The following is an 18,487-nucleotide window of genomic DNA, read 5'->3' as shown; positions in this document are numbered from 1 at the left end:
CCTACCACCGGTTGCGCAGGGTGCGCAGCGCGACAAAAACGTCCTGTGCGCTGGGGTCCTCAGCGAGGTCTGGCACGCTCTCGCGCAGTTTGGCAATCAAGCGTGGCTGGTCGAGTCGAAAGAAGGTGTTGTGCTCCTTTTCTTGCTGCAGCGTGGTCACGGGTGCGGCGTCACCGTCTTGGCCAGCCACCGCCTGCAGCAGGGCCTGCGCGTGCGCGTTGTCAGGCTCGCGCGAAAGCGTGAACTTGAGGTTGTTGACCAGGTAGTCGTGCCCTGCAAACAGACGCGTGTTGCCCGGCAGGCGGGAGAGTTGTTCATCAAAAGTCTTGAACAGCAGCGCGGTATCGCCACCGTTATGGGTGTTGCCTGCACCGGCGTTGAACAGCGTGTCACCGGAGAACAGCGCCGGCTCGTCGGTGTGGGCCAGCAGGCAGATGTGGCACAGGGTGTGGCCCGGTGTGTCAAGGCATTCGAGCTCCACGGTTTTGCCCACCTTGATGGTGTCTCCCGCTTGCACTCCGCGGTCGACATGCGCGATACGTCCGCCCGACTTGTGGTGCGCAATCACCTTGGCGCCGGTGGCAGCCACCACGGCCGCGTTGCCACCGGTGTGGTCGGCGTGCTCGTGGGTATTGAGCAGCTGGGTGATGTGCCAGCCGCGTACCTTGGCGCGGTGCAGGCACTGGGCGGCGTCCAGCGGGTCGATGGCGAGCGCCTCGCCAGTCTTCGGGCAGGCCACCAGGTAGTTGTAGTTGCGCAGGGCGTTGCCTGTCCAGATGCGCTCCACCAGCACGGCCAATCCCTTAGCTCAGGTGCTTGCCGGCAATGCCTGCAAGCTCAAACATCGTCACCTGCGGTTTGCCAAACACCGCCAGCAGTTTGGCGTCGGCGTTGATGGCACGCTTGTTGGTGGCGTCTTGCAAGCCGTTGGCTTTGATGTAGTCCCACAGCTTTTTGATCACCTCGGTGCGGGCCACCGGCGCCGCACCAATCACTGCGGCCAATGCGGCACTGGGCAGCTTGCCACTGGCGGCGGTGGTGGCGCGGGGTGCTTTCGGTTTGGCGGAAGCGGACTTCGCGGCAGTGGCTTTTGCGGTCTTGGCAGGTGCGGTCTTGGTGGGCGTGGCCTTGGCGGCCTTCTTGGGCACCTTTTTGGCCGGCGCTTTGTCAGCCACCCCACTGGCAGCCTTCTTCGCTGCAGGCGTTTTGGCGGAGGCTTTGGCCGTGGTACTTGTGCCCGCAGCTTTGTAAGCCGGTTTGCGCGGCGGGAACTTGCTGGGCGCAAACTCAAAGTTCACCTTGCCCGCTGCTTCGTCCCACACCAACATCGCCTTGAAGGCGCGCCGGGTGCGCATGGAGACAAACTTGTCGAGCAAATCGGTCTTGCCAGTCTCCAGCAGTTTGCTCATTTGTGTGCGCTCGATGGGCTGCTGCAAGATGACCTGGCCGCTCTTGAAGTCGCAGCTCGGTGTGGGCTGCGCCAGCGTGGGAAGGGACTTTTCGCAGACATAGTTTTTGCCATGCTCGTACACCAAGGCACCGCATTTGCGGCAGGCGCCCAAAGAAGTCTGGGCCGAGAAATCGATCAGCTCGCCGCTGTCTTCACCGGCCTTATCGTCGCCGAAGTCGAACTCGAGTTTGTAGTTCTTGGTTTCGTCATCGAACTTGATGACCATCTCGGCGGTGAACGGCCAACCCGCCTTGGAGCGAAAGCCCTCCAGCGGCCCGATTTTTTTGTCGCGTAGAAACTGCTCCACCTCGGCCAGCTCAAAGGTGCGCCCGGCAGGCGATTTGCCAAACGAGAAGCCGCAGCCTTCACTGGTGCCGGATGCGCCGGTGCAGGTATAGCGGCGGTAGTTTTCTTTGACGATGCCGCCGCAGTTGGGGCAGCGCGCAGCCAGCGTGGCGTAGTCACCGGGGATGGTGTCGCGGTCGTATTCCTTGGCCTTCTTCACCATGCGCTCGGTCATGGCGGCAATCTCGGCCATGAAGGTTTCGCGGCGCAGCTTGCCTTGCTCCATTTGCGCCAGTTTGTACTCCCACTCACCGGTGAGCTCCGCCTTGGACAGCTCCTCCACGCCCAGGCCGCGCAGCAGCGTCATCAGCTGAAACGCCTTGGCGGTGGGAATGAGCTCGCGGCCTTCTCGCAGCATGTATTTTTCGGCGATCAAGCCTTCGATGATGGACGAGCGCGTGGCCGGTGTGCCCAAGCCTTTTTCCTGCATGGCTTCGCGCAGTTCGTCGTCTTCCACGGTCTTGCCTGCGCCTTCCATGGCGCCCAGCAGAGTCGCCTCTGAATAGCGGGCGGGAGGGCGGGTTTTGAGGCCCTTGGCGTCCACCGATTCGGTGTGCACTGTTTCGCCCGGCTGCACCGGTACCAGGCTTTGGCCCTTGTCGCCATCTTTGGCGTCGGCCACTTCATCGGCCGCTTCCTTGCCATAAATGGCCAGCCAGCCGGGTTTGACCAGCACCTTGCCTTCGGTTTTGAAGCTGTGGCTTGCGGCTGAATTTTCCGACGGGCCGCCCCTAGGAAAATTGGCCCCCTCGGGGGGCAGCGCAGCACGCGCAGCGGCAAGCGTGGGGGTAACAGTAGTAACACGGGTCGTGACTTGGTATTCCGCGCTCGGGAAGAACACCGCCATGAAGCGGCGCACCACCAAGTCGTACACCTTTTGCTCGGCTTCCGACAAGCCACTGGGCGCCTGCAGCGTCGGGATGATGGCGAAGTGGTCCGACACCTTGGCGTTGTCAAACACGCGCTTGGTCGGCTTGATGTAGTTGCCGTTGAGCGCGGTCAGCGCATGCGGTGCGAGGTGGCGCATGCCGCTGTCGGCCAGCATCTCGAAGGTTTGCTTGACCACCGGCAGGTAGTCTTCGGGCAGCGCGCGCGAGTCGGTACGTGGGTAGGTCAGTGCCTTGTGGCGTTCGTACAGGCTTTGTGCAATCGACAGCGTGGTTTTGGCGGAGTAGCCAAACTTGCCGTTGGCCTCCCGCTGCAGGCTGGTCAGGTCAAACAGCAGCGGGCTGGCTTGGGTGGTCGGCTTGCTCTCTTCCGTCACGCTGGCGTTTTGGCCGCGCACCGCTTCGGCAATGGCCAGGGCTTCGCGTTGGCTCCAGACGCGGTCGGCCTTCTTCTCGCCGTCCTCGGCATCTTTCTTGTGCTTAGGATCAAACCACTTTGCCGGGTAGGTGCCTGCGTGTGCGGCGAAGTTGGCGTGGATTTCCCAATAGTCGCGGCTGATGAATTTGCGGATTTGTTCTTCACGCTCCACCACCACGCTCAGGGTCGGCGTCTGCACCCGGCCTACGGTGGTCAAAAAGAATCCACCGTCGCGCGAGTTGAAGGCCGTCATGGCCCGGGTGCCGTTGATGCCCACCAGCCAGTCGGCTTCGGAGCGGCAGCGTGCGGCGTCGGCCAGCGGCTGCATTTGGGCGTTGGTGCGCAGATGGGAAAACCCGTCGCGAATGGCTTGCGGCGTCATGCTCTGCAGCCACAGACGCGACACCGGTTTGCCCAGCGGCTTGGCGCCGCCCGCGTACTGTTCGATCAGCCGGAAGATCAGTTCGCCCTCTCGGCCCGCGTCGCAGGCGTTGACGATTTTGTCGACGTCCTTGCGCTTGGCGAGTTTGACCACCGCGTTCAGGCGCGTCTTGGTTTTGTCCACCGGCTTCAATTCAAAGTGCGGCGGGATGACCGGCAGGTGCGCAAAGCTCCATTTGCCGCGTTTTACGTCAAACGCCTCCGGCGCCTGGATTTCCACCAAATGGCCCACTGCGCTGGAGACCACGTAGGTGTCGCTTTCAAAGTACTCGTCGTGCTTGTCGAACTTGCCCACAAGCGGGGTGAGCGCACGCACGATGTCTTGGGCCACCGAAGGTTTTTCTGCAATGACCAGGGTCTTGGCTGGACCGTTTTTGAGGGTGGAATCTGCGGTTTTCATCTGACTACAATCCAATTTCTCGCGGGCGCACACACGGGCAAGCGCGCAAGCGCACACGCAGGCACGCACATGCGCGCCCATACGATTCACCATACCAAACTTTTGAAACGTGGCCAAAAACGCACGGAAATCTTCCACGCCCCAGACCGGGCGCCGCATCCAGGTCCGCCGCTCCGGGGTGCATGGCAAAGGCGTGTTTGCGCTGCAAGACATCGCCGAGGGCGAGACCATCATTGAGTACGTAGGCGAAGTCATCACCTGGCGCGAAGCGCAAGACCGCCACCCGCACAACCCCGACGATCCCAACCACACTTTTTATTTCCACATCGACGAGGAGCGTGTGATTGACGCGCTGTACGGCGGCAACTCCTCGCGCTGGATCAACCACGCCTGCGAGGCCAATTGCGAGGCTGAAGAAGAGGGTGGCCGCGTCTTCATCAAGGCCTTGCGCAACATCCGTGCTGGCGAGGAGTTGAACTACGACTACGGCCTGATCATCGACGCGCCCTACACCAAGAAGCTCAAGGCCGAGTACCCCTGTTGGTGTGGCGCGGCCACTTGCCGCAAGACCTTACTTGCGCCCAAGAAATGAGTCCTGGCCACCGCACGTCGGGCGCACCTAGGGCGGCGCAGCGTGCCCACGGAGCGGTGTTGGCAGACACCTTGCTTGAGCCCAGCCTGAGGGAGTTCCACCGTGCACTGGCCCGCTGAAGCGATTTGGGAGCAAGTCGCCCCCGGCTTGCCAGGATTTACCGTTGAGATCCTGTCGCAGATCGACTCCACCAACACCGAACTGATGCGCCGCGCCCGCGCCGGGCAGGCCGCACCGGTACTGCTGGTGGCCGAGCGCCAGACGGCCGGGCGCGGCCGCTTGGGCCGCAGTTGGCACAGCGATACCTCGGGCGACCACCGCACGCTGGCCTTCTCGTTGGGCATGGCCCTCGCGCCTGCCGATTGGTCGGGCCTCTCCTTGGCGGTGGGTGTGTCGCTGGCTCGCAGCCTGCACCCGTCGCTCAAGCTCAAGTGGCCCAACGACATCTGGCTGGGGGACCGCAAGCTGGCCGGTATCTTGATTGAAACTGCGCAGGTCGGCGTGCAGCGTTATGCGGTGGTGGGCGTGGGCATCAATATCGAACCAGTTCCCGCGGAGGGCTTGCGTACCCCACCAGCGGCCTTGGCAGAGTTGCTGCCCGCAGCCACCGCTGCCAGTGTGCTGGAGCAGGTAGTGGCACCGCTGGTGCGCGATGTGCTGGCGTTTGAGCACCAGTTGTTTGCGCCCCTGCGCCCGGCCTTTACCGCGCGGGACCATTTGCTGGGACGCGCAGTAGAGTGCAGCGATGGCACTGTCGGCACCGCAGGGGGCGTGGACGAGGCTGGTGCCTTGCTGGTGCATACTGCGAGCGGCCCCCTGAAAATCCGCAGTGCCGAAGTCAGCGTGCGACCGGCCACACCGACGGACTCTCCCTAGCGCCTCCACCATGCGTTTGCTTTTGTTTGCCTTGCTTCTTGCCAACGTGGCGTACTTTGCATGGAGCCAGCAGCTGCTCATCGGGCTGGGTATGGCACCGGCAACACAGCGCGAGCCCCAGCGCGTGGCGCAGCAGGTTGCGCCTGATGCTTTGCGGCTTCTCTCCGCCACTGAGTTTCAAAGCGTGCAAGAGCAAGCCTCGAAACAGTGTTTGCTCGCCGGGCCCTTGGAGGCTGCGCAGTTGGACACTTTGCGCCTGGCGCTGGAGGCCGCATTGCCCCCTGGGTCTTGGGTATTTGAGACCGTCACGCAATCGGCGCGCTGGGTGGTGTACCTGGGCAAGTTTGCCAACCCACAGGCCCTGGCCAAAAAACGGGCGGAGCTGGCTGCTTTGGGCATGCGTACGGAGCCCTTGTCCAACCCAGACTTGGAGCCCGGTTTGTCCCTGGGCACCTTCGACAGCCAAGCGCAAGCGCAGGCCCATATGGCCCAGCTTGCCCAGCGTGGCCTGCGCACCGCGCGGGTGCTACGCGAGCGTGAGCCGATGCAGACCCAGCAGCTTCGACTGGCCGCTCTGCCAAGTTCTCTCTTGGCCCAACTTGGCCCGGTGCGCCAAGCCCTGGGAGAGACCGAGCTGCAAGCCTGCCCCTAAGGTTGGCGCACCGCTTACTGCGGGGTTGACGCCGCAGGTTCGACCGGCCCGTCGCTGGCAGAAAACCGGACGGTGAAACAGGTTCCGGGCGGCGTTTGCCCGGGGCGGCTGTCTTCGAGGCTGACCTCAGCGCGGTGCTGGCGGGCAATCTCCAGCACGATGGGCAAGCCCAGTCCCGAACCATCGGCCTCGTTGCCCAGCGCGCGATAAAACGGCTGGAACACCAGTTCCTTTTCCGCCGCCGTGATGCCCACGCCCGAGTCCTCTACCTGCAGCACCAGCGCCCGGCTGAACGGGTCGACCAGCACCCGCGCGGTGATGACGCCGGGTCTGTCCGCTTGCGATGGCGTGTAGTTGATGGCGTTGTCCACCAAGTTGCGCACCAGCTCCTTGAGCAAGGTGGCGTTGCCCTGCAATTCGGTACCCACTGCGCCGGGTTGCGCGCCCTCGTAGCCCACATCGATGTGTTTTTCCATCGCGCGCGGGACGCAATCGCGGACTACCTCCATGGTCAATCGGGCCAGGTCGCAAGGCTGATGGTTGAGTGCCGTGCCACTGCTCTCGGCGCGTGCCAAAGCCAACAGTTGGTTGACGGTGTGGGTGGCGCGGATGCTGGAGCGCCCGATTTGTCGCAGCGACTGTTTGAGGTCTTCTGCGCTGCCGCCTTCGCGCTGCGCCAGGTCAGCTTGCATGCGTAGCCCTGCCAGCGGCGTTTTGAGCTGGTGCGCTGCATCGGCCAGAAAGCGTTTTTGGGTGGCAATGGATTCCTTGAGCCGCATCAGCAGGTCGTTGACCGAGGCCACCAAGGGCACTACTTCCATGGGCACCGCCTCGGCGTCCAGTGGGCTCAGGTCGTCGGGTTTGCGTGCACGGATACGCTCCTCGAGCCGGTTCAGTGGTTTGATCGCCTGCACAAGTGCCAGCCAGACCAATAGCACCGCCAAGGGAAGCACCACAAACTGCGGGAGCATCACGCCCTTGACGATCTCGGTGGCCAGTACCGAGCGCTTGTCCATGGTCTCGGCCACCTGGACCAGGGCAGGCCCTGCGTCGGGCAACCCCAGGCGCACCCACATGTAGGCAACCTTGAGTTCGGTGCCTTGAAACTCCGCGTCGCGCATGAACACCACGCCCGCGGGTACCTTGTCCTCGTCGGTGGGGAGGGGCAGGCCGCGCTCGCCTGCCAAGAACTCGCCACCCGACCCCAGCACTTGGAAATACACCGAGTCCGTCTCGTCGGCGCGCAGCAACTCGCGCGCGGGCAGGGGCAGCACGAACTGCGCGCGTTGGTGCTGGATGGTGATGAGCTGCGCCAGCGCATTCACGTTGTACTCCAGCGCCCGGTCAAATGGTTTGCCCGCAATGCCCTGCGCCACCAACCAGGTCAGCACCAGACTGATAGGCCATAACAGCAGCAAAGGCGTCAGCATCCAGTCCAGGATTTCCCCGAACAAAGACCGCTGCTCACGCTGAAAAATCTTCATGCGTCAGGCAGCGCGCGGGCGAAGGGGCGACGTTGCACGGACCACACACCGCCGATCAAGGCTGGATCTTTTCCAGGCAGTACCCCAGGCCGCGCACTGTGGCAATGCGGATGGGGCCTTTTTCGATCTTCTTGCGAAGGCGGTGGATGTAGACCTCGATGGCGTTGTTACTGACTTCTTCGCCCCATTCGCACAAGCGCTCGACCAACTGGTCTTTGCTGACCAGGCGGCCGGCGCGTTGCAGCAGCACCTCCAGCAGGCCGAGTTCACGCGCGGACAGCTCGACCATCTTGCCGTCGATGGTGGCCACCCGACCGGCTTGGTCGTACGTGAGTGGTCCGTGCTTGATGCTGCTGCTGGATGCGCCCATGCCACGGCGCACCAGCGCGCGCACCCGGGCTTCGAGTTCTTGGAGGCTAAAGGGTTTGGCCATGTAGTCGTCGGCGCCGTAGTCCAGGCCCTTGACGCGCTCGTCCACGCTGTCTGCTGCGGTGAGGATCAGCACCGGCAAGGCCGAGCCTCGCCCGCGCAGCTTTTTGAGCACCTCCAGGCCGTGCATCTTGGGCAGGCCCAGGTCCAGGATCAGCAGGTCAAACTCGGTGTTGGTCATCAGGGCAGCGTCCGCTTCGGTGCCACTGGCAACATGGTCCACAGCGGCACCGGCGCTGCGCAGCGCGCGCAGCAGGCCGTCGGCGAGCACCTGATCGTCTTCTGCAATCAAAATCCGCATCTTTGTCTCCTGGGTCTCGCGGCATTCTAGGCCTGCACTTTGCGCCTGAGGGGCTGGCTAGACCCCCCGTTTACCCGGGGGCGGCGTGGGTTGGCCCCACGCGGCACACCGCCGCAAGGCTGCGGCTACGACTCAGGCGCCCACGTAGGCCTCTAGGCCCAAGAGCACCACGGTGGCAACTTCGTTGCCAATGGCTGCGCGCAGTTCGGCCTCGGTCTGCGCCACGGCGGCTTGGTAGGCTGCCAGCCACGCCAGACCCGTGGCGGTGAACACCACGCGACGCGCGCGGGCGTCGCTGGGGTCGCCCGCACGCGTGATCATGCCCCAGGCTTCGCACTGTGTGACCAGCGCCCCCATGGCCTGCTTGCTCATGCCTGCGCGCTGGGCCAGCTCGGTCAAGCGCGCACCCGATTCGGGCAAATGCCGGGTGATGTGGATGTGTGCTGCGCCCAGCTGTGCGCGTGCCGCGAGGTTGGATAAACCCAGCGGCACACCGGGGTCGTGCGCCATGCAGGCCAGCACCCGCGCTTCGAACTGCTCGCTGGCGCGGCGCAGCCAGTGGCCCAAGTGGCTTTCACGCCAGGGATCGGTCGGGTTGGGGGCGGCAGAATCCATGGTCCAAATGGTAAAGCAAACTGACTAAAAAAACTGTTTACGGATTTCGATACCCAGAGATAAACTACTGGTCAAGCATCCAGCCTGTAATTAATTGCAGAGCCTGCATAAGTTTTAACCCGTTGATTTTTAAGGAGATTTTCATGGACGCACCCGTTAAAGGCATGGCCGCCAACAGTGAAAAGGCGAAGGCGCTGCAAGTGGCACTGGCCCAAATCGAGAAACAGTTCGGCAAGGGCACCATCATGCGCCTGGGCGAAGGCGAGGTGATTGAAGACATTCAGGTGGTCTCCACCGGCTCGCTGGGGCTGGACATTGCTTTGGGCGTTGGCGGCCTGCCGCGCGGCCGGGTGGTGGAAATCTACGGCCCGGAGTCCTCGGGCAAAACCACGCTGACGCTGCAAGTGATCGCCGAGATGCAAAAGCAAGGCGGCCAGTGCGCTTTTGTGGACGCCGAGCATGCGCTGGACATCCAGTACGCCCAAAAGCTGGGCGTCAACTTGCAAGACCTGTTGATCAGCCAACCCGACACCGGCGAGCAGGCGCTAGAAATCGTTGACAGCCTGGTGCGCTCGGGCGCGGTGGATTTGATCGTGGTGGACTCGGTGGCGGCGCTCACGCCCAAGGCCGAGCTGGAAGGCGAAATGGGCGACAGCCTGCCCGGACTGCAGGCGCGGCTGATGAGCCAGGCGCTGCGCAAGCTGACGGCGCACATCAAGAAGACCAACTGCATGGTCATCTTCATCAACCAAATCCGCATGAAGATCGGTGTGATGTTCGGTTCCCCCGAAACCACCACCGGCGGTAACGCGCTCAAGTTCTACGCCTCGGTGCGCTTGGACATCCGGCGCACGGGCACCATCAAAAAAGGCGACGACGCGATTGGCAACGAGACCAAGGTCAAGGTGGTCAAAAACAAGGTGTCGCCACCGTTCAAGACGGCCGAGTTCGATATCTTGTTTGGCGAAGGCATCAGCCGCCATGGCGAAATCATCGACATGGGCGTGAATGCGAACATTCTTGAAAAGTCGGGTGCTTGGTACGCCTACCAGGGCGAAAAAATCGGCCAGGGCCGCGACAACGCGCGCGAGTTTCTGCGCGAGAACCCCGACCTGTCGGTGGAGATTGAAAACAAGGTGCGCGCATCCTTGGGCATTCCCTTGTTGCCGGTTGCTGAGCCCGAGGCCAAGGCCAAGGTGAAGAAGGCTGACAAAGCCGACAAGGCCGACAAGGCGGAGTAAGCCTGCGCCCATGGCCGGCACACCACCTTCGCTTACCGCCCGCGCGCTGCGCCTGCTGAGCCAGCGCGAGCATTCACGTGCCGAGTTGGAACGTAAGCTCGCGCGGTTTGAAGAGACACCGGGCACCTTGGCCAAAGTGCTCGATGGGCTGGCGGCCAAAGACTTCATCAACGAAGGTCGTGTGGTCGATTCGGTGGTGCACCGGCGCAGCGCCAAGCTGGGGGCGGCGCGCATCCGGCAGGAGCTGCAAGCCAAAGGGCTGGAGCCTGAGGCGGTGGCACAGGCGGTGTGGGCTTTGCGCGGCAGCGAGGTCGAGCGCGCTCGCGCCATTTGGCGCAAAAAGTTTGGAGCGCCACCCGCAGACGCCGCCGAGCGCGGCAAACAGATGCGGTTTTTGGTCAGCCGCGGGTTTGGCGGTGACACGGTCCAGAAAGTGGTGTCGGGCGCAGAAGACGATTAGGGACTCTCTGCATTACCTTAATCGGTTCAGACTACGCCTGTCGAAGTCCTTGACTTGGCTGGGACAACCCTTGGACAAGCTCAGGGCGAACGGGGTTTTCAATGGTGCCCTGAGGCAGTATCCAATCCGGCCACCGCTTGGGGCGGTCCCCTACACCAAGCCCAGCATCAGTTCCAGGTTCTGCACTGCGGCGCCGCTGGCGCCTTTGCCCAGGTTGTCTAAGCGAGCCACCAAAACCGCGTGGGCAAAACCGTCTTGGGTGGCATCGTTGCCAAAGACGCGCAGCTCCATGCTGTTGGTGTCGGCCAGCGCCACGGCGTCGAGTTTCAGGTCGGCTGTGGGTGGCTCGACCGTCACCCAGGTGCTGCCCGCGTAGTGACGCTCCAGAGCAGCGTGCAGGTCATGCGCGCTGGGGCGCCCGGGCAGCAGATCCAGGTGCAGGGGCATCTGCACCAGCATGCCTTGTGCAAAGTTGCCCACCGAAGGCACGAACAGGGGCCGGCACGTCAGGCCGGTGTAGCGCATGATTTCAGGGATGTGCTTGTGCTTGAGGCCCAGCGCGTACAGCTCCATCGGCGGCGCGTTGCCGCTCTCGTAGGCCTGCATCATGGCGCGACCACCGCCCGAATAGCCGCTGATGGAGGGCAGGCAGACGGCAAAGTCCTTCGGCAACAGGCCTGCATCCACCAGTGGACGAATGAGCGCAATCGCACCGGTGGCGTAGCAGCCGGGGTTGGCCACCCGGCGGGCCTGGGCCACGGCATCGCGTTGGCCGCTCGCCAGTTCAGGAAAACCGTAGACCCAGCCCGGCGCCGTGCGGTGGGCAGTGGAGGCGTCGATGACTTTGGGTCCGGGCCCGCCGTGGGTTGCGCTGCTGCCTGCCAGTGCATCGATCATTGCGACGGACTCCACCGCAGCGTCATCGTGCAGGCAAAGTACGACCAGGTCGGCCTGGGCCATCAGCGCGCGTTTGGCTTGGGCGTCTTTGCGCAGGTCGGGGTCGATGCTTAGCAGGGTGATGTCGTGGCGCATTTGTAGCCGTTGGCGGATCTGCAGCCCCGTGGTTCCTGCCTCGCCGTCGATAAAGATTTTTTTCATTGGTTGGGCTCCAACAAGGGGTCTGCAAACGCTGTGGTGGGCGGGCTCCAAACAGCCAATTTGGAAGCCCATTTGGGGCCCAGTCACAGGGCGCTGCCCTGTAAGTCTGGACCAAGTTTTCCGCGCTGCAGCATGATACAGTCCCGCCCTGATGCGCCCCCGGGCCATGCGTGGGAGGGTCCTCCTCGCTGCGTGGCAAACATTGTCCAGCCTCTAGAGAGATGTTATGAAGATTCACGAGTACCAAGGCAAAGAGCTTCTGCGCCAAGTCGGCATCCCGGTGCCACGCGGCATTCCTGCCTTCACTGTTCAGGAAGCGGTCGAAGCGGCCCAAAAATTGGGCGGCCCGGTGTGGGTGGTCAAGGCCCAGATCCACGCAGGTGGGCGCGGCAAAGGTGGTGGCGTCAAACTCGCCCGCTCGATCGAAGAAGTCAAACAACTGGCCGGTGAAATCCTGGGCATGCAACTGGTGACCCACCAAACCGGTGCCGAGGGCCAAAAGGTGCGTAGGCTCTTGATCGAAGACGGTGCCGATATCAAGAAAGAATATTACGTCTCCGCTGTCACCGACCGCGCATCGCAGCGCGTGGCGATGATTGTGTCCAGCGAAGGCGGTATGGACATCGAAGCGGTGGCCCACGACACGCCGGAAAAAATCATCACCGAAATCGTTGACCCGGCCTTGGGCCTGACCGATGCGCAAGCCAAGAAATTGTCCGACGCCATCGGTGTTCCCACCGGTTCCACCGCGCAGGCAGTGGATGTGCTGCAAAAGGTCTACAAGTGCTACATGGACACCGACGCCGCGCTGGTTGAAATCAACCCCTTGATTTTGGAAGGCAACGGCAACATCAAAGCCTTGGACGCCAAATTCAACTTTGACTCCAACGCCTTGTTTCGCCACGCCGAGATCGTGGCCTACCGCGACCTGGACGAAGAAGATCCGGCCGAAGTGGAAGCCTCTAAGTTTGACCTGGCCTACATCAGCCTGGACGGCAACATCGGCTGCCTAGTCAATGGCGCTGGCTTGGCCATGGCCACCATGGACACCATCAAGTTGTTCGGCGCAGAGCCGGCCAACTTCTTGGATGTGGGCGGCGGTGCCACCCCCGAGAAGGTGACCGAAGCCTTCAAGATCATGCTCAAGAATCCCAAGGTCAAGGCCATTTTGGTCAACATCTTCGGCGGCATCATGAAGTGCGACACGATTGCCACCGGCATCATCACCGCTTGCAAGGCCACCAACCTCAATGTGCCCCTGGTCGTGCGGATGAAGGGTACCAACGAAGACCTGGGCAAGAAAATGCTGGCAGACAGCGGCCTGCCGATCATTTCGGTGGACACCATGGCAGAGGCAGCACAGGCAGCGGTTAAAGCGGTGAAAGGTTAAAACATGTCCATCTACATCAACAAAGACACCAAAGTCATCACCCAAGGTATCACCGGCAAGACCGGCCAGTTCCACACCGAAAAGTGCCAGGAATACGCCAACGGCAAAAACTGCTTCGTGGCGGGTGTGAACCCCAAGAAGGCCGGCGAGTCCATCTTCAACATCCCAATCTACGCCTCCGTCAAGGAAGCCGCCACACAAACCGGCGCCACCGTGTCGGTGATTTATGTGCCGCCAGCAGGCGCGGCAGCCGCCATTTGGGAAGCGGTGGAAGCCGACCTGGACATGGCCATTTGCATTACCGAAGGCATCCCCGTGCGCGACATGCTGGAAGTGCGCAACCGCATGCGTGCCAAGGAAGCTGCGGGCGGCAAAAAAACGCTGCTTCTTGGACCGAACTGCCCCGGCCTGATCACGCCCGATGAAATCAAGATCGGCATCATGCCCGGCCATATTCACCGCAAAGGCCGCATTGGCGTCGTGTCCCGTTCGGGCACGCTGACCTATGAAGCGGTTGCGCAGTTGACCGAAATCGGCTTGGGCCAGTCCTCGGCAGTCGGCATCGGCGGCGACCCCATCAACGGTCTCAAGCACATCGACGTGATGAAGGCCTTCAACGACGACCCTGACACCGACGCGGTGATCATGATTGGTGAAATCGGCGGACCCGACGAGGCCGAGGCCGCACGCTGGTGCAAAGCCAACATGAAGAAGCCGATTGTGGGCTTCATCGCCGGTGTGACCGCGCCGGCCGGTAAGCGCATGGGCCACGCTGGTGCTTTGATTTCCGGCGGCGCCGATACGGCAGACGCCAAGCTGGCAGTGATGGAGGAGTGTGGCTTCAAGGTCACCCGCAACCCGTCTGAGATGGCGCGCCTGCTCAAAGCGCTGCTCTAGGGCGCCGATTGCAGGCCGTTGGCCTGCCGTACACTGATAAGCCGGACGTCCCATGGGGTCATCCGGCTTTGCCGTTTTTGGGGTGCCGCGCACCCGAATGGAGGGATTTCCGTGGAAGAGTTTCTGACAGCGCATTTTTGGGTCGCCGTGGGCCAGATCATCATGATCGACATCCTGCTGGGTGGCGACAACGCGGTGGTGATCGCGCTGGCCTGCCGCCAGCTGCCACCCCATTTGCGTACCAAAGGGATTCTGTGGGGTACGGCCGGTGCGATCTTTCTGCGGGTGGTGCTGATTGCGTTTGCCCTGACCTTGTTGCAAGTGCCTTTTCTGAAGCTTGTGGGTGGCTTGCTGCTGGTCTGGATTGGGGTCAAGCTCTTGGCCCCGGGCGGGGACGACGACCACGCCAACATCCAAGGCAGCGACAAGCTGTGGGCCGCAGTCAAGACGGTGATCGTGGCCGATTTGGTGATGAGTATTGACAACGTGATCGCCATCGCGGGCGCAGCCACCGAGGCCGGTGGCCAGCACCAGTTGCCATTGGTGATTTTTGGCCTGCTGGTCAGCATCCCCATCATCATTTGGGGTAGCCAGCTGGTGCTCAAACTGATGGACCGCTTCCCTATCATCATCACCGTGGGCGGCATGCTTTTGGGCTGGATTGCAGGCACCATGGCGCAAAGTGACCCGGCTGTGGCCGCATGGGTGCCCCAAACCGCGGTGGTGAAATACAGCTGTGGCGTGGCCGGTGCCCTGCTGGTGCTCGGCATTGGCAAGCTGCTGCAGCGGCGCGCGCAGCGTTTGGCGCACTGACCTTTAACCTGTCACCACCCGCCATGCAGTACCACTTTTGCGCACGCACCGACACCGGTCGGACCCGGGCCAACAACGAGGACGCAGTTGTGTTTGATGCGCAAACCAGCAGCCTGGTGTTGGCCGATGGCATGGGCGGCTACAACGCGGGTGAAGTCGCCAGTGGCATGGCCACGGCCACCATATTGGAGTCTCTGAGCACATGGCTCGCATCGGTCGGTGTCATGGCCCAAGGAAGCGAGGTGCGCCGTGCCATGCAAGCCAGCGTCGACCAAGCCAACCGCGCGGTGTACGACGCTGCGCACGCCAATGCGCAATATGCCGGCATGGGTACCACCGTGGTGGTGGGCGTGTTCCATGCGGGCGTGTTTTGGGTGGGACACATCGGCGACTCGCGCTGCTACCGCTTGCGTGGGGGCACGCTTGAGCGCATTACCCGCGACCATTCGTTGCTGCAGGATCGCCTGGACGCGGGATTGATCAGCCCGGCACAGGCAGTGCATTCCAGAATCCGAAACTTGGTGACCCGGGCCTTGGGCGTGGACAAGTCGGTCGTGCTGGAGGTCAATGACTTTGCGGTGGCGCCCGGCGACATGTACCTGGTGTGCTCGGACGGCCTGTCGGACATGCTTGACGATGCGGCGATTGCCCAGATCACCACCCAGCCCCTGGGCCTCGAGCACAAGGCCGGCGCGCTGGTTAACGCTGCCAACGCAAAAGGCGGCAAGGACAACATCTCGGTGCTCTTGGTGGAGGTCGGCGCTGCACCCGACCCCAGCCTAGGGCAGCAAGCCAGCCCATGTTAATCAGAGCGGATCATGCCCAAACTGGTTGTTTCTATTGACGACGTTGCAATCCAAGAGGTTCGCATTGCCAAGGAGCGGACCACCATTGGACGTCGCCCCCACAACGATATCGTGCTCAATCAGCCCGCTGTGAGTGGGGAGCATGCGGTGCTGCTGTGGTCGGATGCGCATGGGCTGATCGAAGACCGCAACAGCACCAATGGCACCCATGTCAACGGAAAGCCGGTCAAGCAACAAATCTTGCAGCATGGGGACTTCATCGACATCGGCAAATACCAGCTTCGTTGGTTAGAGGATGGGGCTAGCCGCTCCGTTGCAACGCCCGGCTTGGCAAGCGCGGCGACGGAGGGAGTACCACGGGATGCCGCATCCATCCAGCTTTTGTCGGGTTCGTCGGCGGGCCGCTTGGTGGCGCTCACCAAAGCGGTGACGACCGTGGGCAAGCCCGGAGTAGCAGTGGCAGCGATCACTCAACGATCCACCGGCTACTGGGTGCACTTTGCCGATGGCCTTGGAAGCGCCATTCTCAACGGCGAACCGCTGGGCACCGATCCCCAGCCACTGCAGCATGGCGATGTGCTTGAGTTAGCCGGTGCCCGCATTCAGTTTTTGCACGCCTGAACCCCATGCGAAAGTCACGTGTCGCCGCCATCACCAAGCATTGGCAGCGCATTGCATTGACGCTTCTGCCGGTGCTGCTGGCACTGGCGCATGCCATGGGTGCGGTGCATATCAATGTGCTGGAGCGGCTAGACCAAATCCTGTATGACGCGCGGCTGATCGCGACCAGCCCCAAGACGCTCGATGAACGGATCGTCATCGTCGATATTGACGAACAAAGCTTGGCCCAGGTGGGGCGCTGGCCCTGGGGTCGGCAAGAAGTGGCCAAGCTCGTTGATGTACTTTTTGAAGAGCAAAAGATTGCTATCTTGGGCTTTGACGTGCTGTTCGCCGAAGCCGATACCAGTTCGGGCTTGTCCCAGCTCAACCGACTGGCCCAAAATGAACTCAAAGACCAACCGGCTTTTCTGAGTCAACTCAACACACTGCGCCCGAGCCTCGACTACGACGCCCTCTTTGCCAAGTCACTGCAAAACCGACCGGTGGTGATGGGCTACTACTTCACCAGCGAGTCCGATGCGCCCATCACCGGCGTGCTGCCCGCGCCCGTTTTGACTGAGGATGGTCTGCAAGGCCGCGCCATCCGCAGCACCTCCTGGGTGGGCTATGGCTCCAATATCGCGCCTCTGGCACAGGCGGCGCCCGTTGCAGGTTTTTTCAATTCCATCACCGATGGTGACGGCGTGGTGCGCTCAGTACCCTTGCTGGGCGAGTACCAGGGGCAGTACTACGAATCCTTGGCGCTGGCCATGTTTCGCATGCTGGTAGGCGCGCCGCGGGTCGTGCCCGGTTTCAGTAACGAACAGTACCTGTCGGAGTCCTACCAAGCCATGGACCGCGTGCTGCTGCAAAAGGACGGTATCACCCTGGCCATCCCCGTGGATGAAAAGGCCGCCGCCTTGGTGCCCTACCGGGGCAAAGGTGGCCCCACGGGTGGCTCCTTCACATACGTTTCAGCCGCCGATGTGCTTACCGGGCGCCTAGCTCCGGCCAGCCTGAAAGACAAGATCGTGCTGCTAGGCACCACCGCACCGGGCTTGCTGGACCTGCGCACGACCCCGGTGGGCGAGGCCTACCCTGGGGTGGAGGCGCATGCGAATTTGCTCTCGGGTTTGCTCGATGGCAACGTGCTGTTGCGGCCCGACTACGCCATGGGTTATGAAGTCCTGACCCTTTTGCTTACCGGTGTGCTGCTGGCGTTTGGCTTGCCGCTGCTGTCCGCCGCCCGCGCCGTCGCCTTGAGCATGGCCACCCTCGCCCTGTTGGCAGGCACCAACTTCTGGCTCTTTGGCAGCTATGGGCTGGTGTTGCCGCTGGCAACTTCACTGGCCATGGCGGTCACTGCGTTTGCTTTGAACATGAGTTTTGGTTATTTTGTGGAAAGCCGCGCCAAGCGGGAGCTGGCCAGTTTGTTTGGCACCTACGTGCCGCCGGAACTGGTCGATGAGATGGTCAAAGCCCCCGATGCGTACAGCATGGAAGCGACCAACCGGGAGCTCACTGTGATGTTTTGCGACATGCGCGGATTCACCAAGATGTCCGAGCACATGGAGCCCACGCAGTTGCAGGCGCTCCTGACGGGTGTGTTCAGCCGTCTGACCGCAGTGGTGCGGTCGCACCGCGGCACCATCGACAAGTACATGGGCGATTGCGTCATGGCTTTTTGGGGTGCGCCTATCGACACGCCCGACCACGCGGCGTTGGCGGTTCAGGCGGCCACCGAGATGGTGCGCGCGCTCGACGGCATCAACGCCGACCACCGCGCCCGTGGCCTGCCAGAGATCGGTATGGGCATCGGAATCAACACCGGCCTCATGTGCGTGGGCGACATGGGATCGGATATCCGGCGCAGCTACACCGTGATCGGCGATGCAGTCAACCTCGCATCGCGTCTGGAGGGCCTGTGCGCGGTGTACGGTGCCAACATCGTAGCCAGCGAATCCACCCGCAACGCCGCGCCCGGCATGCTGTGGCAGGAGCTGGACCTGGTGCGGGTCAAGGGTAAGAATCAGGCCGTGGCCATTTACTCTCCGCAGCCGCCGACCGAAATCATGGGTCAAAATGCGACATCCGAACTCGCAACCTGGGAGCAGTTTGTGCCTGCCTACCGAGCCCAAGCCTGGGACCAAGCAGGTGAGCTCTTGGGCCGATTAGTTGCCATGTATCCCGAAAAATACCTATACCAACTCTACGCAGAACGTGTAGCCTCTAGGCGATCGTTACCTGTCGATCCTCAGTGGGACGGGTCCACCCGCTTCGAAACCAAATGAG

At 62.3% G+C, this 18,487-nt stretch carries 16 protein-coding genes and 1 pseudogene; 11 read left to right on the top strand and 6 right to left on the bottom strand.

Annotation, left to right across the window (positions count from 1 at the left end):
* Position 1: 1 nt before the first annotated feature.
* Positions 2 to 793, bottom strand: a complete 792-nt coding sequence (locus ACILRC_RS06880; protein WP_395668617.1) for a hydroxyacylglutathione hydrolase — start codon at positions 791 to 793, stop codon at positions 2 to 4.
* A 10-nt stretch (positions 794 to 803) separates the two neighbouring features.
* On the bottom strand, positions 804 to 3,941 hold the full coding sequence (locus ACILRC_RS06875) for a DNA topoisomerase III (protein WP_395668616.1): 3,138 nt from the start codon (positions 3,939 to 3,941) through the stop codon (positions 804 to 806).
* 109 nt (positions 3,942 to 4,050) lie between these two features.
* On the opposite strand from ACILRC_RS06875, the pseudogene ACILRC_RS06870 reads away from it, so the two are divergent.
* From ACILRC_RS06870 to ACILRC_RS06860, 3 genes and pseudogenes are all read left to right on the top strand, one after another.
* Positions 4,051 to 4,530: pseudogene (locus tag ACILRC_RS06870) on the top strand (SET domain-containing protein); the annotation flags it as partial.
* A gap of 105 nt (positions 4,531 to 4,635) precedes the next feature.
* Positions 4,636 to 5,409, top strand: coding sequence for a biotin--[acetyl-CoA-carboxylase] ligase (locus ACILRC_RS06865; protein ID WP_395668615.1), 774 nt, complete (start codon positions 4,636 to 4,638; stop codon positions 5,407 to 5,409).
* A gap of 10 nt (positions 5,410 to 5,419) precedes the next feature.
* Positions 5,420 to 6,061 (top strand): SPOR domain-containing protein, encoded by a 642-nt coding sequence (locus ACILRC_RS06860; RefSeq protein WP_395668614.1) that lies wholly within the window; start codon positions 5,420 to 5,422, stop codon positions 6,059 to 6,061.
* A 14-nt stretch (positions 6,062 to 6,075) separates the two neighbouring features.
* Here ACILRC_RS06860 and ACILRC_RS06855 read toward each other — a convergent pair whose 3' ends face one another.
* From ACILRC_RS06855 to ACILRC_RS06845, 3 genes are all read right to left on the bottom strand, one after another.
* Positions 6,076 to 7,545, bottom strand: a complete 1,470-nt coding sequence (locus ACILRC_RS06855) for a sensor histidine kinase (RefSeq protein ID WP_395668613.1) — start codon at positions 7,543 to 7,545, stop codon at positions 6,076 to 6,078.
* Between the two features lie 55 nt (positions 7,546 to 7,600).
* Positions 7,601 to 8,275, bottom strand: a complete 675-nt coding sequence (locus ACILRC_RS06850; RefSeq protein ID WP_395668612.1) for a response regulator — start codon at positions 8,273 to 8,275, stop codon at positions 7,601 to 7,603.
* 132 nt (positions 8,276 to 8,407) lie between these two features.
* On the bottom strand, positions 8,408 to 8,890 hold the full coding sequence (locus ACILRC_RS06845) for a MarR family winged helix-turn-helix transcriptional regulator (RefSeq protein WP_395668611.1): 483 nt from the start codon (positions 8,888 to 8,890) through the stop codon (positions 8,408 to 8,410).
* A gap of 143 nt (positions 8,891 to 9,033) precedes the next feature.
* On the opposite strand from ACILRC_RS06845, the gene recA reads away from it, so the two are divergent.
* Together recA and recX are read left to right on the top strand one after the other, a co-directional pair.
* Complete coding sequence (gene recA / locus ACILRC_RS06840) at positions 9,034 to 10,131, top strand: recombinase RecA (RefSeq protein ID WP_395668610.1); 1,098 nt, start codon at positions 9,034 to 9,036, stop codon at positions 10,129 to 10,131.
* A gap of 10 nt (positions 10,132 to 10,141) precedes the next feature.
* Complete coding sequence (gene recX / locus ACILRC_RS06835) at positions 10,142 to 10,591, top strand: recombination regulator RecX (protein ID WP_395668609.1); 450 nt, start codon at positions 10,142 to 10,144, stop codon at positions 10,589 to 10,591.
* Positions 10,592 to 10,741: 150 nt separating this feature from the next.
* Here recX and argC read toward each other — a convergent pair whose 3' ends face one another.
* On the bottom strand, positions 10,742 to 11,689 hold the full coding sequence (argC, locus tag ACILRC_RS06830) for an N-acetyl-gamma-glutamyl-phosphate reductase (protein WP_395668608.1): 948 nt from the start codon (positions 11,687 to 11,689) through the stop codon (positions 10,742 to 10,744).
* A gap of 226 nt (positions 11,690 to 11,915) precedes the next feature.
* On the opposite strand from argC, the gene sucC reads away from it, so the two are divergent.
* The 6 genes from sucC to ACILRC_RS06800 all read left to right on the top strand — a co-directional run bounded on the left by sucC (position 11,916) and on the right by ACILRC_RS06800 (position 18,486).
* On the top strand, positions 11,916 to 13,079 hold the full coding sequence (sucC, locus tag ACILRC_RS06825) for an ADP-forming succinate--CoA ligase subunit beta (protein ID WP_395668607.1): 1,164 nt from the start codon (positions 11,916 to 11,918) through the stop codon (positions 13,077 to 13,079).
* A gap of 3 nt (positions 13,080 to 13,082) precedes the next feature.
* A complete protein-coding gene (sucD, locus tag ACILRC_RS06820) occupies positions 13,083 to 13,976 on the top strand; it encodes a succinate--CoA ligase subunit alpha (protein ID WP_395668606.1) in 894 nt (297 codons plus the stop codon).
* Positions 13,977 to 14,087: 111 nt separating this feature from the next.
* Positions 14,088 to 14,789 (top strand): TerC family protein, encoded by a 702-nt coding sequence (locus ACILRC_RS06815; RefSeq protein WP_395668605.1) that lies wholly within the window; start codon positions 14,088 to 14,090, stop codon positions 14,787 to 14,789.
* 23 nt (positions 14,790 to 14,812) lie between these two features.
* The gene (locus ACILRC_RS06810) at positions 14,813 to 15,595 is read left to right on the top strand and encodes a Stp1/IreP family PP2C-type Ser/Thr phosphatase (RefSeq protein WP_395668604.1); all 783 of its coding nucleotides are present in this window, start codon (positions 14,813 to 14,815) and stop codon (positions 15,593 to 15,595) included.
* A 12-nt stretch (positions 15,596 to 15,607) separates the two neighbouring features.
* A complete protein-coding gene (locus ACILRC_RS06805; protein WP_395668603.1) occupies positions 15,608 to 16,216 on the top strand; it encodes an FHA domain-containing protein in 609 nt (202 codons plus the stop codon).
* A 5-nt stretch (positions 16,217 to 16,221) separates the two neighbouring features.
* Positions 16,222 to 18,486, top strand: coding sequence for a CHASE2 domain-containing protein (locus ACILRC_RS06800; RefSeq protein ID WP_395668602.1), 2,265 nt, complete (start codon positions 16,222 to 16,224; stop codon positions 18,484 to 18,486).
* The last annotated feature ends 1 nt before the right edge of the window (position 18,487 follow it).

This window comes from Rhodoferax sp. (assembly GCF_044236835.1).
GTDB lineage: Bacteria > Pseudomonadota > Gammaproteobacteria > Burkholderiales > Burkholderiaceae_C > Allorhodoferax.
Note: the sequence above shows the minus strand (reverse complement) of the source record. Positions and strands in the feature narration are given on the sequence as shown.

What these genes read in the sequence shown, in the direction of transcription:
- sucC (WP_395668607.1), top strand. Translation starts at nt 11,916, where the DNA reads ATGAAGATTCACGAGTACCAAGGCAAAGAGCTTCTGCGCCAAGTCGGC.
- ACILRC_RS06805 (WP_395668603.1), top strand. Translation starts at nt 15,608, where the DNA reads ATGCCCAAACTGGTTGTTTCTATTGACGACGTTGCAATCCAAGAGGTT.
- argC (WP_395668608.1), bottom strand. Translation starts at nt 11,689, where the DNA reads ATGAAAAAAATCTTTATCGACGGCGAGGCAGGAACCACGGGGCTGCAG.
- ACILRC_RS06810 (WP_395668604.1), top strand. Translation starts at nt 14,813, where the DNA reads ATGCAGTACCACTTTTGCGCACGCACCGACACCGGTCGGACCCGGGCC.
- recA (WP_395668610.1), top strand. Translation starts at nt 9,034, where the DNA reads ATGGACGCACCCGTTAAAGGCATGGCCGCCAACAGTGAAAAGGCGAAG.
- ACILRC_RS06850 (WP_395668612.1), bottom strand. Translation starts at nt 8,275, where the DNA reads ATGCGGATTTTGATTGCAGAAGACGATCAGGTGCTCGCCGACGGCCTG.
- ACILRC_RS06860 (WP_395668614.1), top strand. Translation starts at nt 5,420, where the DNA reads ATGCGTTTGCTTTTGTTTGCCTTGCTTCTTGCCAACGTGGCGTACTTT.
- sucD (WP_395668606.1), top strand. Translation starts at nt 13,083, where the DNA reads ATGTCCATCTACATCAACAAAGACACCAAAGTCATCACCCAAGGTATC.
- ACILRC_RS06800 (WP_395668602.1), top strand. Translation starts at nt 16,222, where the DNA reads ATGCGAAAGTCACGTGTCGCCGCCATCACCAAGCATTGGCAGCGCATT.
- ACILRC_RS06855 (WP_395668613.1), bottom strand. Translation starts at nt 7,545, where the DNA reads ATGAAGATTTTTCAGCGTGAGCAGCGGTCTTTGTTCGGGGAAATCCTG.
- ACILRC_RS06875 (WP_395668616.1), bottom strand. Translation starts at nt 3,941, where the DNA reads ATGAAAACCGCAGATTCCACCCTCAAAAACGGTCCAGCCAAGACCCTG.
- ACILRC_RS06845 (WP_395668611.1), bottom strand. Translation starts at nt 8,890, where the DNA reads ATGGATTCTGCCGCCCCCAACCCGACCGATCCCTGGCGTGAAAGCCAC.
- recX (WP_395668609.1), top strand. Translation starts at nt 10,142, where the DNA reads ATGGCCGGCACACCACCTTCGCTTACCGCCCGCGCGCTGCGCCTGCTG.